The sequence below is a fragment of the Microbacterium sufflavum genome (genome assembly GCF_023101165.1).
Classification (GTDB): domain Bacteria; phylum Actinomycetota; class Actinomycetes; order Actinomycetales; family Microbacteriaceae; genus Microbacterium; species Microbacterium sufflavum.
On the sequence record NZ_CP078076.1, the window covers coordinates 2221620 to 2237160 of the forward strand.

Genomic DNA, 15541 nt, shown 5'->3' on the forward strand with positions numbered 1-15541 from the left:
ACGACAGCGCCCCTCGTCCGTGTGGACGAGGGGCGCTGTGTCGTTCGCGGGGGCTCAGCCCGTGTAGGTCTCGACGTTGACGATCTCGACGCTGATGGCGCGACCGTTCGGCGCCTCGTACGACGACTTCTCGCCGACCTTGAGGCCCAGGATGGCCTGTCCGAGCGGGCTCGCCTCGCTGTAGACGTCGAGGTCGCTGCCCGCCGCGATCTCGCGGCTGCCCAGCAGGAAGACCTCTTCGCCGCCGGCCACGACCGCGGTGACGACCGTACCGGGCTCGACGATGCCGCGGCTGGCGGGCGCCTCGCCGACCTTCGCGGTCTTCAGCAGGCTCTCCAGGGTGCGGATGCGCGCCTCCTGCTTGCCCTGCTCGTCCTTCGCGGCATGGTAGCCGCCGTTCTCCTTGAGGTCGCCCTCCTCGCGGGCGGCCTCGATGCGCTTGGCGATCTCGTCGCGGCCGACGGTGGAGAGGTGCTCCAGCTCGGCGACGAGCCGGTCGTACGCTTCCTGCGTGAGGAACGGAACCTGAGCGTCCGTGGACATGACGAAGCTCCTTCTATCGGGATCCCGCCGAGCAACCGCGGGGGATATGCCAAGACGCCCCGGCACGGGCCGGGGCGTCGTCTGTCTGCCCCCAGTCTAGGCGACCCAGCAGGTGTTCACCAAACCTGTCGTGGCCTCCGCGACCGTGGGGATGCGCTCCGAACGGGTCTGCGAGTGACGATCCGTGGCGGGGAGTTCGACGACCTTCCAGCCGACCACCCCGAACTCCTCGTCGAGCGCCTCGAGCACGCAGACGACGTCCTTGCCCTGCACGCCGGTCACCTGGAAGCGCACGTCGACCGCGTGCTCGTCGACGAGGTCGAAGCCCAGGTCGTCGGCGTCGACGGAGCTCATCGACTGCGCGACCGTCATCCAGGCGAAGGCGCCGACGACGACCAGGGCGATCGCTCCGGCGATGATCCAGGGGAGCCGGCGGCGTCGGGTTCGGCCGTAGCGTTCGTCGAGCTCGGTGGCGGTCGTCACAGGGAGGGTCTTCCGGTCGTTAGGCTGGTGATACCAGGTTATGCGACCTGCGTACGAAAGGCCGATTCATGCGTGCTCTGTCCGAGACTCCGATGCCCACGCCCTCCATGACCGTGGCGCCGGAGGCCGTGACCCCGGGGTTCGTCGGCTTCGCCGCGATCGTCGTGGTGGTCCTCGCGGTCATCCTGCTCATCTGGGACATGAACCGCCGCATCCGCCGCGTGCGGTATCGCGAAGAGGTGCGCGAGGAACTGGATGCCGAGCAGGCCGCGCAGGCGGCGCAGGCCGGACCCGACGCGGACGACGCGTCGACCGCGGCGCCGGAGGACGCGAGCGACGACGGGCGTCCGGACGGCCGCTGACGCCTCACCGCGGCGTCACGGGGCGCCGAGCGAGGGGGAGAGCGGCTCCAGCGCGATGAGCAGGCACGCGGTCCAGTGGCACAGGAACGCCAGCACCGTGCACACGTGGAAGATCTCGTGGAAGCCGAAATGGCCGGGCCACGGATTGGGCTTCTTCAGCGCGTAGACGATCGCCCCGCCCGTGTAGAGCAGGCCGCCGACGATCACCAGCACCATCATCGCCACGTTCGCGTTGAGCAGGTCGACGATGTACATCACCGCCGCCCAGCCCAGCAGCAGGTAGAGCGCGACATACAGCCACCGGGGCGCGTTGATCCAGAAGACGCGGAACAGGATCCCGAGGAGGGCCCCGCTCCACACGAGGATCAGCAGGAGCGCGCCCTTGTCCGGGGGAAGGGCGAGCGTCGCGATCGGCGTGTACGTGCCGGCGATGAGCAGCAGGATGTTCGCGTGATCGATGCGCTTGAGGATCACCTTGACCCGCGGCCGCCAGTTGAAGCGGTGGTACATCGCCGAGTTGCCGAACAGCAGCAGCGACGTGGCCATGAAGACCGCCGCGGCCCACTTGGCCGGCGCGCCGTGCGACAGGACGATCAGCACCACGCCGGCCGCGATCGCCACGGGGAACGTGCCCGCATGGATCCACCCGCGCCAGGTGGGCTTGATCTCGGTCGCCGCATCAACGGCAGCCGCCTCGAGGAGCGGCAGTTTGGGGACATCGGTGCCGGGCTCGTCGGAAGTGCTCACGCCCTCACTCTAAGCCGCGTCGCATGCCGTCGACGGCACATGCCCGCGGGATCCGCACGCCGCGCGCCGGCGCACGGCAGGGTAGCGTAGGTGGGTGATGTCACGCGAGAGCCCGGGCCGCGGGCCGCTGTACCGGCTGTACACCAGCCGGCTGCGTCGTCACCTCGATCCGGCCTCCGTTCCGCATCACGTCGCCATGATGATCGACGGCAACCGTCGTTGGGCGCGCCAGCTCGGCTTCGCCACCCCGGCGGAGGGACACCGCGCCGGTGCCGCCAAGATGCACGAGTTCCTCGGCTGGTGCGACGAGCTCGGCGTGCGGGTCGTCTCCCTCTACCTGCTCTCCAGCGACAACCTGCGCAAGCGCGACTCGGCGGAGCTCGCGGATCTCATCGAGATCATCGCCGAGCTCGCGGAGGCGCTGTCGCGGGAGGGCAACTGGCGGGTGCAGCACGTGGGCCGCTCCGACATCCTTCCCGCGGAGCTCGCGGCCGTCCTCGCCGCTGCGGAAGAGCGTACGAAGGACCACACCGGGCTCCATGTCAACCTCGCGGTCGGATACGGCGGTCGTAATGAGATCGTCGACGCGGTGCGCAGCATCATCACGAAGCACGAGGCCTCCGGCGGCACGATGGAAGACCTCGCCGCACACCTCACGCCCGAGATGATCGGCGAGCACCTCTACACGGGCGGGCAGCCCGATCCCGATCTCGTGATCCGCACCAGCGGAGAGCAGCGCCTGAGCGACTTCCTGCTGTGGCAGAGCGCGCACAGCGAGTTCTACTTCGTGGAGGCGCTCGGCCCCGATCTGCGCCAGGTCGACTTCCTCCGCGCGATTCGCGACTATGCCGACCGCGACCGCCGCTTCGGTCGCTGAGGCCGTGGCACCGCACCGTGCCACAATGACGACGTGAGCGCACTCGAGGACTACGTCGGCACGTTCGACACCGAACCCGGCTACCTGAACTGGGCGGCCTTCGGACCCCTCTCGCCCTCGGTGCGCGAGGAGGTGTTCGCGGACGCGGATCTCCTCGCGAGCGGGCGACCGTCGTCCCTCGCGCTCGTCGCGGAGCGCATCGGCCAGGCGCAGGAGACGGTCGCGGAGCTGCTGGGAGCAGACGCCGCGGACGTCACCCTGCAGCCATCCTCCACGCACGGGCTTCAGCACGCGCTGTACGGCCTCACCGGCACCGTCGTCGCGTCCACCGCGGAGTTCCCGAGCGTCAGCCTCACGCTGGAGCGCGCATCGGCCGCGTCGGACCGGGCCCTGACGCCGCGGTGGATCACACCCGCCGACGGCCGGGTCTCACCGGAGGCCGCGGCCGCGGCGCTGGACGACGAGGTCACCGCGCTGGTCGTCAGCCACGTCGACTTCCGGACGGGGTACCGGGTCGACCTCGCGGCGCTGCGCGACGTGCTCGGGCCCGACCGGCTGCTGATCGTGGATGCGGTCCAGTCGTTCGGCGTCGTCGACGTGGACTACACCGCAGCCGACGTGGTGATCGGCCACGGCTACAAGTGGCTCAGAGCGGCCAGGGGGAGCGGCTTCGCCTGGTTCTCCCCGCGCGCCAGAGAGCGCATCACCCCGGTCCTCTCCGGCATCACCGGCACGACGGCGACCGGGCTGGTGGTCGACGCGCTCCCCGGTCCCGCCGAGTCCGCGCGCGCCTACACCGTCAGCGTGCCCGACACCCTGGCTGCAGGGCGCCTCGCGATCGGAGCACGCGACGTGCGCGACGCCGGGGTCGCGGCGATCGAGTCGCGGCTCGCGGAGCACGTCGACACCGTGATCGAGATCGCGGACCGACACGGCATCGAGGTCGTGTCGCCGCGCGAACGCGAGCACCGCGCCGGCATCGTGGCCCTCGCGCCCGAGGAGCCCGCGCGACTCGCCGCCGCCCTCGCGAACGCCGGCATCGTCGTGACCGCCCGCGGATCGTCGATCCGGATCGCGCCCCACGCCGGGACCGACGCCGAGACGCTCCGCCTGCTGGACGAGACCCTGCAGGCGTTCGGCCAGACGACGTTCATCGGCTCTTAATATTCGCTGGCGTGTCGAGCCCGTGTTAATCCGGGGAGCGGTCGTACGGTCAAGGCATCGGGCAAGGCGCCCGGTCGGGTCGGCCTCCAGGTTCGCGACTCGTGACCCCCTGGTCGACTCGTTCGCATAGCCGGGAATCCCCGGGTCGGGAGTGGGTCGTGACCACACGTTCAGCGCAGCACACCGCCAGCACCGCGCAGCAGTCCACCCGTCAGTCCTCGAGAAGCACCTCGGCCGCGCAGCCCGATCAGGACCTGCGCACCTACGTGCTCGACACGTCGGTGCTGCTGAGCGATCCGCAGGCATTCTTCCGATTCGCGGAGCACTCGATCGTGCTGCCCGTCGTGGTCATCAGCGAGCTCGAGGGCAAGCGGCACGACCCCGAGATCGGCTACTTCGCCCGCCAGGCGCTCCGTCACCTGGACGACCTCCGGGTCGAGCACGGGCGTCTGGACTTCCCGGTCGAGGTCGGCGAGGGCGGCACGCTCCGCGTCGACCTCGGCAACACCGACCTCTCCGTGCTGCCCGTCGGCATCCGCCTGAGCGACAACGACAGCCGCATCCTCTCCGTCGCCATGCACCTCGCACAGGACGGACAGGACGTCACGATCGTCTCGAAGGATCTCCCGATGCGAGTCAAGGCCGCGTCGCTCGGCCTGCGCGCCGAGGAGTACCTCGCCGAGCAGGCCGTGGACTCCGGGTGGACCGGCATCGCGAGCCTCGACCTGTCCGGCGACGACATCAGCGACCTCTATGAGAGCGAGGTCGGGATCAGCGAAGACGTCAACGGGCTCCCCGTCAACACGGGTCTCATCATCCACTCGGAGCGCGGATCGGCGCTCGGACGCGTCACCGGCGACGGCGAGTTCCGGCTGGTGCGCGGCGACCGCGACATCTTCGGGATGCACGGCCGCTCGGCCGAACAGCGCATCGCCATCGACCTGCTGCTCGACCCCGAGGTGGGCATCGTGTCGCTCGGCGGGCGTGCCGGAACGGGCAAGTCGGCCCTCGCCCTGTGCGCCGGACTGGAAGCGGTGCTGGAGCGGCAGCAGCAGAAGAAGATCATCGTCTTCCGGCCGCTGTTCGCCGTGGGCGGCCAGGAGCTCGGGTACCTCCCCGGCGATCAGGGCGAGAAGATGAACCCCTGGGGTCAGGCGGTGTACGACACCCTCGGGTCGGTCGTCTCGGGCAACGTGATCGACGAGGTCGTCGAGCGGGGGATGCTCGAGGTGCTGCCGCTCACCCACATCCGCGGACGCTCGCTGCACGACGCGTTCGTGATCGTCGACGAGGCGCAGTCCCTGGAGCGCAACGTGCTGCTCACGGTGCTCAGCCGCATGGGCCAGAACTCCCGCGTCATCCTCACGCACGACGTCGGTCAGCGCGACAACCTGCGCGTCGGACGCCACGACGGCATCGCCAGCGTGATCGAGACGCTCAAGGGACACGACCTCTTCGGTCATGTGACCCTCACCCGCTCGGAGCGTTCCGCGATCGCGGCCCTCGTCACCGAACTCCTGGAGGGCGGAGAGCTCAGCTGACGAGGCCGGGAAAAAGCGGATGCCGCGGGGACCAGGTCCTCGCGGCATCCGTCGTCTCAGCGACCGGTGATCATCCGGGATGCGTCATCGACAGCAGGTCGAGCTTCTCGTCCAGCTGCTCCAGCGTCAGGTCGCCGCGCTCGACGTAGCCCAGGTCGATCACCGCGTCGCGCACCGTGATGCCCCTCGCGACAGAGTGCTTCGCGATCTTCGCGGCGGCCTCGTAGCCGATCAGCTTGTTCAGCGGCGTCACGATCGACGGGCTCATGCCCGCGAACGCGGCGGCACGGTCGAGGTTCGCCTGCAGGCCGTCGATCGTCTTGTCGGCCAGCACGCGCGAGGCGTTCGCAAGGAGGCGGATCGACTCGAGCAGCGCGGTGCCCATGACCGGGATCGCCACGTTCAGCTCGAACGCGCCGGACGCACCGGCCCACGCCACGGTCGCGTCGTTGCCGATGACACGGGCGCACACCATCAGCACGGCCTCGGGAACGACCGGGTTGACCTTGCCAGGCATGATCGAGGAGCCCGGCTGCAGATCGGGGATGTGCAGCTCGCCCAGACCCGTGTTGGGGCCGGAGCCCATCCACCGGAGGTCGTTGTTGATCTTGGTGAGCGACACCGCGATCGTGCGCAGCGCGCCGGAGGCTTCGACCAGGCCGTCGCGGTTGGCCTGCGCCTCGAAGTGGTCCTTGGCCTCGGTGATGGGCAGCTCGGTCTCGGCGGCGAGCAGCTCGATGACCTTCTGCGGGAACCCGAGCGGCGTGTTGATGCCGGTGCCGACCGCCGTGCCGCCCAGCGGGACCTCGGCCACGCGGGGGAGGGCGGACTGCACGCGCTCGATGCCCAGGCGGATCTGACGGGCGTAGCCGCCGAACTCCTGTCCGAGGGTGACCGGCGTCGCATCCATGAGGTGCGTGCGGCCGGACTTGACCGCGTCCTTCCACAGCTCGGCCTTGGCCTCCAGCGCGACGGCGAGGTGGTCGAGCGCGGGGATCAGCGTGTCGATCAGGGCCTGCGTGACCGCGATGTGCACGGAGGTGGGGAACACGTCGTTCGACGACTGCGAGGCGTTGACGTGGTCGTTCGGGTGCACCGTCGCGCCGAGGATGCGCGTGGCGAGAGTGGCCAGCACCTCGTTCATGTTCATGTTCGAGGACGTGCCGGAGCCGGTCTGGTACGTGTCGACCGGGAACTCGCCGTCGTGGGCGCCGGACGCCACCTGGTCGGCGGCCTGGGCGATCGCGTCGGCGATGGCACCGTCGAGCGTGCCGAGTTCCTTGTTCGCCAGCGCCGCCGCCTTCTTGATGCGCGCGAGCGCGGCGATCTGCGCCGACTCCAGGCCCTTGCCGGAGATCGGGAAGTTCTCCACGGCGCGCTGCGTCTGCGCACCGTAGAGCGCGTTCACGGGCACACGCACCTCACCCATCGTGTCGTGTTCGATGCGGTAGCCCTGCTCGTTCGCGCCGCTGAGCTGGTTGGCGTCGGTCATTCCGAACCCTCCTTGGTTGCGGGGACGGTCCCCTCGGTGTCGATCCCGACCGTGATGACGGGCACAGCCTCGCCCTCGGCCAGACGGTAGTTGGCGCCGACGATCCCGAGGCGGCCCTCGGCGACGGCGTTGCTGATGATCTCCGACGACTGCAGCAGGTCGTGCACCGTGTTGCGCAGGTGCTCGCGGCCGACCAGCTCGGCGTCGATGTCGGCGACCGTGGCACCCCCGCTCTCCGCCAGCACCTTGCGGGCGGCGGGCACGATCGGCGCGATCAGCTTCCAGATGTGCGGGGGGAGCGGTGCCGCGTCGATCGCGGTGCCGTCGATCGCGGCTCGCACCGCGCCGCACGAGTCGTGCGCGAGCACCACGATGAGCGGCACCTCCAGCACCGCGACCGCATACTCCAGGCTCGCGACGATCGACTCGCCCATCACCTGACCGGCGTTGCGCACCACGAACAGGTCGCCGAGGCCCAGGTCGAAGATGATCTCCGCCGCGAGGCGGGAGTCGGCGCATCCGAAGAGCGTGGCGACCGGGTGCTGGGCGGCGGTCAGGTCTTTGCGGCGGGCGACGTTCTGGTTCGGGTGCTGAGGCTCGTCGCGGACGAAGCGGCGGTTGCCTTCCTGCATCTGCGTCCAGGCGGCGGAAGGAGTGAGCGGGTGGGTCATCGGGCCTCCGTGACGGTGCGGATCTGAGGGACGAGCGACTCGGCGAGCTCGGCGGTCGAGTCCGCCGAGCGGGAGCCGTAGAGGAGCACGTAGTCGTCGCCGGCCTGTGTGCCGATGGCGTACGAGATGTTGGCGTCGGCGCCGGCGTTTCCTGGCTTGTACACGTCCCATTCCAGCCCGCCGATGCGGATCGTCTCGGTGGGGGCGATGCCGTTCAGGCGCTGCGGGGCCCAGGAGGCATCGGCGTCGAAGGCCTGCGCGAGCTTGATGAACCCGCGCTCGTCCTGGGCCGCGGGGGCCAGCGTGACCTCCCAGACGACCGTGGCTCCGCTCTGCAGCTCCGCGGCGTTGACGCGCCAGAACTTCCCGGTCTCCGGCACGATCACGGGCCCGCCCATGGACGACTCGACATCGGCGGCGATGCCCGCGACGTCGATGGGCTTCTGCGCCACCGGCTCGCCGCGCGGGACCACGAGCACGATGACGAGCACCACCGCGAGGGTCACCAGGAGCGCGGCGACCAGGTTGCGGACGGTCTGGCTGGATCGATACGCCTTGCTGGATGCGGCCTTGCGGGCCGCGGTCTCCTCCGCCGTCTCCGGACGGCCGAGGTCGGCGTTGATGGCGGGGCCCTTGCTCATGACGCCCCGTCCGTCTCGGCGTCACCGGCGGCGGCGCGTGCCGCTTCCAGGCGGCGCTTGGCGCCCAGCAGCCATTCCTCGCAGCGGGCGGCGAGCGCTTCTCCGCGCTCCCACAGCGCCAGCGACTGCTCGAGGGTCGGAGCGCCCTGCTCCAGCTCGGCGACCACGCGGACGAGCTCGTCCCGGGCGGCCTCGAACGACAGCGTGTCCACAGGGGTGTCGTTCAGCGCGCTCACTCCTCCATCCTACGTCGTGGCGCGGACGCGCCCGGTTCAGGCGCCTTCCGCGATCTCGCCCTCCGAGCGCGCGGCGACCGACCCGCGGTCGACCGTGATCGTCAGGGCGCTACCGGCCGGGGCGTCCGCCGCATCCCGCAGGATCACGCCCCCGTCGAGGTGCGCGATCGCATAGCCGCGGGCGAGGGTCGCGGCGGGGGAGAGGGCACGCAGCGACGCCCGCAGCTCGCTGGTGCGACGGCTGGCATCGTCGAGCTGGCGCTGCACGGCATCGCGTCCGCGCGACACCAGCAGCCAGGACTCCTGCGCGCGGGTGTCGATGATCGGATCGGGCGAGCGCAGGACCGGTCGCGACCGCAGCTGCTCGAGCTGAGCGATGTCGTGGGTGAGGCGCTGCGTGACCCGCGTGGTCGCGCGCGACCGGAGCTGGGCGATCAGCGCGCGCTGCTCGCCGACGTCGGGCACCACGCGCTTGGCGGCGTCCGTCGGGGTGGAGGCACGGAGGTCGGCAACGTCGTCGAGCAGCGGGTGGTCGTTCTCGTGCCCGATGGCGCTGACGACCGGGGTGCGCGCGGCCGCGACCGCGCGCACCAGCCGCTCGTCGCTGAAGCCCAGGAGCGTCTGGGGGTCGCCGCCGCCGCGGGCGATGATGATCACGTCCACGTCGGGGTCGGCGTCGAGCCGGGCGAGTGCGGCCAGGGTGTCGGGCACGCAGCGGTCGCCCTGGACGGCCGCGTACTCGGTGCGGAAGCGCACCTGCGGCCACCGCAGCTCGGCGTTGCGGTGCACGTCCTTCTCGGCGTCGGAGCGCTCGCCCGTGATGAGTCCGATCACGTGCGGGAGGAAGGGGAGGCGCAGCTTTCGGCCGGCGTCGAAGAGCCCCTCCTGCCGCAGCTGCACGCGCAGCTTCTCCAGGCGCTCGAGCTGATCGCCGAGGCCGACGTGCTTCATCGCCGAGACCGCGAAGCTGAAGTCGCCCGACTTCACGAAGTAGTCCGCCTTGACCGCCGCGACCACGTGGTCGCCGACGCCGAGATCGGCTGGGATGCGCCCGCGCACGCTCGACCAGATCCGGATCGAGATCTGCGCGTCGGAGCGCGTATCCTTCAGCCGGGCGAACACGTTTCCGGCGCGCTGGTTCCACGACGTGATCTCGCCCTCGACCCACACCGTGTTCCAGCGGGCGACGAAGTCGCGGATGGTGGCGTTGAGCCGGGCGACGGAGGTGGGTGCCTGTGCGGTGGAGTCACGCGGGGCGACGGCGTCGGCGGGCGGGGTCTCACCCGGTCCGGTCGTCGCTTCGAAGACTGTCATCTGCTCCCGTTCCCGCCCGGGCTCTCCCCGGCCTCGCACAGCTGTACGGCGATAGAATTCCGGTGTGACCTCGACAGCCGTGCATCTTCCCGTCCCCCGCCTTCCTCGCGTGCGTGCGGCGGCAGGGCGGCTTCAGGATAACCCGGTGCCAGGACGCAAGCGCGTGCTGCTCGCCGCGCCGCGCGGATACTGTGCCGGCGTGGATCGCGCTGTGGTGGCGGTGGAGAAGGCCCTCGAGCGTTACGGCGCCCCGGTCTATGTGCGCAAGCAGATCGTGCACAACATCCACGTCGTCACCGAGCTCGAGGCGAAGGGGGCGATCTTCGTCGAGGAGGTCGACGAGGTGCCCGAGGGAGCCCACGTCGTCTTCAGCGCGCACGGGGTCTCTCCCGCCGTGGTGAATGCCGCGTCCGACCGGGGACTGCACGCGATCGACGCGACCTGCCCGCTCGTGACGAAGGTGCACCGCGAGGCGGTGCGGTTCGCGCGCGACGACTTCGAGATCCTCCTGATCGGGCACGACGGGCACGAGGAGGTGGAGGGCACCGCGGGCGAGGCCCCCGACCACGTCACGGTCGTCAACTCTCCCGAGGAGGCCGACACCGTCCAGGTGAAGGACCCGTCGAAGGTGGTGTGGCTGTCGCAGACGACGCTCTCGGTCGACGAGACGATGGAGACCGTCAATCGTCTGCGCACCCGCTTCCCCGAGCTGCACAACCCGCCGTCCGACGACATCTGCTACGCCACTCAGAACCGCCAGGTCGCGATCAAGAAGGTCGCGGCGGGCGCGGATCTGGTGATCGTGGTCGGATCGGCCAACTCCTCCAACAGCGTGCGCCTGGTCGAGGTCGCGCTCGAGTACGGGGCGAAGGCGGCGTACCGGGTCGACTACGCCGAGGAGATCCAGCAGGAGTGGCTCGACGGCGTCGAGACCGTCGGTGTCACCAGCGGCGCCTCGGTGCCGGAGGTGCTGGTGCGTGAGGTGCTCGACGCGATCGGCGACGCGGGGTACCGCGACGTCGAGGAGGTGCGCACCGCGGAGGAGGACCTGATGTTCTCCCTGCCGAAGGAGCTGCGCCAGGACCCGTCCGGCCAGCGCGACGCCCGCGCCCTCGGAGGCCGTGCCTCCGCCGGAGCAGGCGCGTAGCGTTGAGCGCGGCGGAGGCGGAGCCGACCCTCATCGGGTCGGTGCAGCGCGCGCTCCGCCTCGTCGACATCGTCGCGAACTCCCCGCGACCGCTGCCGCCCAAGATGCTCGCCGCGATCACGGGTCTCACTCCCGGCACCACGTACAACCTGGTGCGTACGCTCGTGCACGAGGGCTACCTGAGCGCGGAGCCCGACGGCCTCGTGCTCGGCACCCGGTTTCCGGCGTTCCAGCAGCAGGGCGACTCGCGCGGCGTGTTCCTGGCCCGCGTGCGCGCGGCGCTCCGGGCAGTCACCGAGGACCTCGGCGCGACGGCCTATCTCTCGCGCTTCGCGGACGGTGAGCTGCATCTCGTGGACATCGTCGACGCGGAACGCAACCCCCGGGTCGAGCTGTGGGTCGGGCTGCACTCCAGCGCGCATGCCACGGCCCTCGGCAAGCAGATTCTGGCCGAGCTGCCCGACGAGGAGCGTCGCGACTACCTGTCGCGTCACCGCCTGGAGGAGCTCACCCCGCGGACCATCAGCGACCGGCGGACGCTGCTCACCCAGCTGGAGCAGTCGCCGGGCTGGGCTGTCGACCAGGAGGAATACGCGATCGGCGCGACGTGCGTGGCGGTGCCGGTGATCGCCCCCGGGGTGACGGCCTCGCTCGCGATCTCGCTGCCGGCGGACCAGGCGGTGGTGGATCGCCGGCTCGTCTCCCGCCTGCAGCGCTCCGCCCGCAATCTGTCGCTGCAGCTCGGGGCCGACGCGCTCGGCAGCGGGCAGGGCGACGAGTTCACTATCTGAATTCCGACCCCTGGTTCTTCCGGCCGCGGGTTCCTACCATGGAAGGAGCAGCGCGATACAGAGCGCTGCCGATCGCCAGAGGCGTCCCCAGCGCCGGCGACCGACCTGGATGAGGAGCATCCCCAGTGCTCCTCTCCCGCGGCCCCCGAGGAGTCCCCACTTCTCCGGGGCCGCCACCGTCTCCGGAGGTCTTCGGCTGGGAGCCGGTCGGAGACACGCGCGTTAGCATGGCGGCATGACAGATCAGCGCCCGCGCTACGGTGAGATCGCGACGCCGGAGGAGCAGCGCCTGGCCCGCGGTCTGCCGCTCATCGACGAGGCCGTGCCGGCGCCCACGGCTCCGGCGTTCCCCGCCCCGGCGCCCGCGCCGGCCCCGGCGGTGGACGCCCCGCGCCGCCGGCCCGTCGACCGGATCGTGACCATCGCGCTGCTCGCCTACGGCCTCGTGAACGTCGTGGTGACCGGACTGTCCTACCTCGATATCGGCCGCGTCATGAACGAGACCATGTCGATCCTCGGGATCGAGGGGGAGTTCACCAACTACGCCATGGGTCGTCCCTGGGGGACGATCGCGGCGATCGTGCTGGTCCTGGGCTGGTGCATCACGGCGGCGCTGTCGATCCGGCGCCTCCGCCGTGGTCGCCTGACGTGGTGGCTGCCGGTCGTCGGCGCGATCGTGACGGTGATCGTGGTGTCGCTGTGCCTCGCCGTGCCGATGATGAACGACCCGGCCTTCCTCGCCTACCTGGAGCAGACGGCCGGCACCGTCCGCTGATCTCCCGTGAACGAGAAGGGGCCCGGCACAGTGCCGGGCCCCTTCGTTCGTGATCCTGCGATCAGCTCTTCGACTGACCGTGCGAACCGAGCTGACGCGTCGACTCGACCACGCGAGCAGCCATCGCCGACTCGGCGATCTTGCCCCAGGCGCGGGGGTCGTACTGCTTCTTGTTGCCGACCTCGCCGTCGACCTTCAGCACGCCGTCGTAGTTCTTGAACATGTAGTCCGCGATCGCGCGGGTGTAGGCGTACTGGGTGTCGGTGTCGATGTTCATCTTGACGACGCCGTTGGCGACCGCGAGCGCGATCTCCTCGTCGGTCGAGCCGGATCCGCCGTGGAAGACGAGGTCGAGCGGCTTGGGTCCGGTGTTGTACTTCGCGGCGACCTCGGCCTGGATCTCGCCCAGCAGCTCGGGGCGCAGCTTCACGCCGCCGGGCTTGTACACGCCGTGCACGTTGCCGAACGTGAGCGCGGCGATGTAGCGGCCCTGCTCGCCGAGGCCCAGCGCCTGCACGGCCTGGTCGACATCGCCGAACGTCGTGTAGAGCGCCTCGTTCGAGCCCTCGTGCGCGACGCCGTCCTCCTCGCCGCCGACGACGCCGATCTCGACCTCGAGGATCGCGTTGATCGCCTTCATGCGGGGAAGGAGCTCCTTGGCGATCTCGATGTTCTCCGCCAGCGGCACGGCCGAGCCGTCCCACATGTGCGACTGGAAGATCGGGTTGCGGCCGGCCTTGACCTCTTCCTCGGAGGCGGCGATCAGCGGCTCGACGAAGCCGGCGAGGGCGTCCTTCGGGCAGTGGTCGGTGTGCAGCGCGACGGTGACCGGGTAGTTCTTGGCGACCTCGGTGGCGTAGCGCGCGAAGGCGAGGGCGCCGGTCGCGCGGGCCTTCACCGTGTGACCGGCGAAGTAGTCGGCGCCGCCCGTGGTGACCTGGATGATGCCGTCGGAGCCGGCCTCGGTGAGTCCCTGCAGGACGGCGTTGATGGTCTGCGAGCTGGACACGTTGAACGCGGGGTATGCGAAGCCGCCGGCCTTCGCGCGGTCGAGCATTTCGGCGTACTGATCCGGGGTGGCGACGGGCATGAGAACTCCTGCGGTAGGTGAAGCCGGGACAGGTGCCACTCTATCGGGGCGCCTGTCCGGCTCGTGCAGGCGAGCGGAGCATTCGGCGGCGCACGATCTGCCGTGCTGTTAAGAAGTGCGATTCCTTCGCGAGATACCGGCGGAAAGGAGGGCTGTTCGCGCGCCCACGTAGCTAGGCTGGCCGCATGGTGAGTCTGACTGCCGACCTGAGCCCGCTCCGTCCCGACCGTAACCTGGCGATGGAGCTCGTCCGCGCGACGGAGGCGGCAGCGATCCGCGCCGTGCCCTTCATCGGTCGCGGCGCGAAGGAGGCGGCCGACGGTGCCGCGGTCGACGCGATGCGCGCGTTCCTCGGCACGGTCGACTTCCAGGGCCGCGTGGTGATCGGCGAGGGGGAGAAGGACAACGCTCCGATGCTGTTCAACGGCGAGGTCGTCGGTACCGGGCAGGGCCCGCTGTGCGACATCGCGGTCGACCCCATCGACGGCACGTCCCTCACCGCCGCCGGGCGACAGAACGCCCTCTCCGTGATCGCGGTGTCCGACCGCGACACGATGCTCGACGCGTCCAGCGTCTTCTACATGGACAAGCTCGTGACGGGACCGGCGGGCGTGGGCGTGGTCGACATCCGGCTCCCGATCGGCGAGAACATCCGCCGGCTCGCGGGCGCGCTCGACAAGCCGGTCGACGAGATCGTGGTGTCGGTGCTGAACCGTCCACGGCACGAGCAGCTGATCCAGGACATCCGCGACGCGGGCGCCGGCACCCGGCTGATGAGCGACGGCGATGTGGCCGGCGGGATCAACGCGGCCCGCCACGATGCGCGCACCGACATGTGCGTGGGCGTGGGCGGGAGCCCCGAGGGCATCGTCACCGCGTGCGCCATCAAGGCCCTCGGCGGTCACATCCAGGGGCGGCTGTGGCCGCGGGACGACGACGAGCGCCAGCGCGGGATCGACGCGGGACTCGACATGGACAGGGTGTACGAGGCGGACGACCTCGTGCGCGGCAACAACACGATCTTCGTGGCGACGGGCGTCACCGACGGGCAGCTCGTGGCGGGGGTGCGCCGGGAGCGCGGCTACGTCTACACGGAGAGCGTCGTGCTGCGCGGGGCCTCGGGAACACTGCGCCGCATCGCCTCGGAGCACCTCGTGTCGAAGTGGCTGTGACCACTTCCTTCCGCGGCTGATCGACTGCTCTGAGCTCGAAGGCTGCCCGTCTCGGGCGACGCCATCGTTATCGAGCCGGTACCGGCGCGCGCGACCCGTGGCACCGGTCGCGCGAGGCGTCGTGTCACAATTGTCACTGGGTTTGTCGCCGTCGACGGAGCCGCCAGGCACCGCAGGCACAGGAGGGCGAACGCATGACAACGCAGCACACGAGTGGCTCGACCAGCGCCGCACCGACCAAGATCATCACCACCAACACGGGACGCATCCTCCGGGTGAGCGCCGATGCCGAGGCCGCCGTGACCACACCGGCCGCCCCCGCGAAACCGCAGGTCGACCCGGCTCGTCGGGCCGACGTGCTGTTCCGCGTTCGACGTGACGAGGGCCACGAGATCAGCGCCTGGTGGATGATCGGCGCCTTCCTCGCCACAAGCGGCCTCGTCATCCTGCTGCTCAGCGGCGTGCCCGGCGTCGCCTGACGCGTCCTCGTCCTGG

The 15541-nt window shown here is 70.4% G+C and carries 18 protein-coding genes; 9 read left to right on the top strand and 9 right to left on the bottom strand.

Features of this window, described 5'->3' with window-relative positions; genetic code table 11:
- Positions 1-54: 54 nt before the first annotated feature.
- Positions 55-543, bottom strand: a complete 489-nt coding sequence (gene greA, locus KV394_RS10805; protein ID WP_136033456.1) for a transcription elongation factor GreA — start codon at positions 541-543, stop codon at positions 55-57.
- A 96-nt stretch (positions 544-639) separates the two neighbouring features.
- Entirely contained in the window at positions 640-1026 is a 387-nt protein-coding gene (locus tag KV394_RS10810) for a DUF4307 domain-containing protein (protein ID WP_247981429.1), read from the bottom strand.
- A 92-nt stretch (positions 1027-1118) separates the two neighbouring features.
- Between KV394_RS10810 and KV394_RS10815 the strand changes: the two genes are divergently transcribed.
- Positions 1119-1388, top strand: a complete 270-nt coding sequence (locus tag KV394_RS10815; RefSeq protein WP_308194352.1) for a hypothetical protein — start codon at positions 1119-1121, stop codon at positions 1386-1388.
- 15 nt (positions 1389-1403) lie between these two features.
- Here the strand turns inward: KV394_RS10815 and trhA are convergent, their stop codons facing one another.
- On the bottom strand, positions 1404-2135 hold the full coding sequence (gene trhA / locus KV394_RS10820; protein ID WP_136044597.1) for a PAQR family membrane homeostasis protein TrhA: 732 nt from the start codon (positions 2133-2135) through the stop codon (positions 1404-1406).
- 97 nt (positions 2136-2232) lie between these two features.
- On the opposite strand from trhA, the gene KV394_RS10825 reads away from it, so the two are divergent.
- The 3 genes from KV394_RS10825 (at position 2233) to KV394_RS10835 (ending at position 5717) form a co-directional block, all read left to right on the top strand.
- A complete protein-coding gene (locus tag KV394_RS10825; protein WP_136033529.1) occupies positions 2233-3012 on the top strand; it encodes an isoprenyl transferase in 780 nt (259 codons plus the stop codon).
- A gap of 33 nt (positions 3013-3045) precedes the next feature.
- The gene (locus KV394_RS10830) at positions 3046-4176 is read left to right on the top strand and encodes an aminotransferase class V-fold PLP-dependent enzyme (RefSeq protein ID WP_247981430.1); all 1131 of its coding nucleotides are present in this window, start codon (positions 3046-3048) and stop codon (positions 4174-4176) included.
- A 158-nt stretch (positions 4177-4334) separates the two neighbouring features.
- Positions 4335-5717 carry a PhoH family protein gene (locus KV394_RS10835; protein WP_136033466.1) on the top strand — a complete coding sequence of 461 codons (1383 nt, stop codon included), beginning with the start codon at positions 4335-4337 and terminating at the stop codon, positions 5715-5717.
- Positions 5718-5787: 70 nt separating this feature from the next.
- On the opposite strand, the gene KV394_RS10840 is transcribed toward KV394_RS10835, so the two are convergent.
- From KV394_RS10840 to xseA, 5 genes are read right to left on the bottom strand one after another with little or no spacing between them, the layout of a single operon-like run.
- Positions 5788-7209, bottom strand: a complete 1422-nt coding sequence (locus KV394_RS10840) for a class II fumarate hydratase (protein WP_247981431.1) — start codon at positions 7207-7209, stop codon at positions 5788-5790.
- The gene (locus KV394_RS10845) at positions 7206-7880 is read right to left on the bottom strand and encodes a carbonic anhydrase (RefSeq protein ID WP_136033470.1); all 675 of its coding nucleotides are present in this window, start codon (positions 7878-7880) and stop codon (positions 7206-7208) included. The genes KV394_RS10840 and KV394_RS10845 overlap by 4 nt, the downstream gene beginning before the upstream one ends.
- On the bottom strand, positions 7877-8521 hold the full coding sequence (locus KV394_RS10850; protein ID WP_247981432.1) for a DUF4245 family protein: 645 nt from the start codon (positions 8519-8521) through the stop codon (positions 7877-7879). The genes KV394_RS10845 and KV394_RS10850 overlap by 4 nt, the downstream gene beginning before the upstream one ends.
- Positions 8518-8757 carry an exodeoxyribonuclease VII small subunit gene (locus KV394_RS10855; protein WP_136033474.1) on the bottom strand — a complete coding sequence of 80 codons (240 nt, stop codon included), beginning with the start codon at positions 8755-8757 and terminating at the stop codon, positions 8518-8520. The genes KV394_RS10850 and KV394_RS10855 overlap by 4 nt, the downstream gene beginning before the upstream one ends.
- Before the next feature lie 36 nt (positions 8758-8793).
- Positions 8794-10071, bottom strand: coding sequence for an exodeoxyribonuclease VII large subunit (gene xseA / locus KV394_RS10860; protein ID WP_247981433.1), 1278 nt, complete (start codon positions 10069-10071; stop codon positions 8794-8796).
- A gap of 64 nt (positions 10072-10135) precedes the next feature.
- Between xseA and KV394_RS10865 the strand changes: the two genes are divergently transcribed.
- The 3 genes from KV394_RS10865 to KV394_RS10875 all read left to right on the top strand — a co-directional run bounded on the left by KV394_RS10865 (position 10136) and on the right by KV394_RS10875 (position 12784).
- A complete protein-coding gene (locus tag KV394_RS10865) occupies positions 10136-11218 on the top strand; it encodes a 4-hydroxy-3-methylbut-2-enyl diphosphate reductase (RefSeq protein WP_247981434.1) in 1083 nt (360 codons plus the stop codon).
- Between the two features lie 2 nt (positions 11219-11220).
- A complete protein-coding gene (locus KV394_RS10870; protein WP_136033480.1) occupies positions 11221-12009 on the top strand; it encodes an IclR family transcriptional regulator in 789 nt (262 codons plus the stop codon).
- A gap of 235 nt (positions 12010-12244) precedes the next feature.
- Positions 12245-12784 (top strand): DUF6264 family protein, encoded by a 540-nt coding sequence (locus KV394_RS10875; RefSeq protein ID WP_247981435.1) that lies wholly within the window; start codon positions 12245-12247, stop codon positions 12782-12784.
- A 61-nt stretch (positions 12785-12845) separates the two neighbouring features.
- Here the strand turns inward: KV394_RS10875 and fbaA are convergent, their stop codons facing one another.
- Positions 12846-13874, bottom strand: coding sequence for a class II fructose-bisphosphate aldolase (gene fbaA / locus KV394_RS10880; RefSeq protein ID WP_136033484.1), 1029 nt, complete (start codon positions 13872-13874; stop codon positions 12846-12848).
- 185 nt (positions 13875-14059) lie between these two features.
- Between fbaA and glpX the strand changes: the two genes are divergently transcribed.
- Positions 14060-15046, top strand: coding sequence for a class II fructose-bisphosphatase (gene glpX / locus KV394_RS10885; protein ID WP_136033486.1), 987 nt, complete (start codon positions 14060-14062; stop codon positions 15044-15046).
- A gap of 194 nt (positions 15047-15240) precedes the next feature.
- Positions 15241-15525 (top strand): hypothetical protein, encoded by a 285-nt coding sequence (locus KV394_RS10890; protein WP_136033488.1) that lies wholly within the window; start codon positions 15241-15243, stop codon positions 15523-15525.
- Positions 15526-15541 lie beyond the last annotated feature (16 nt).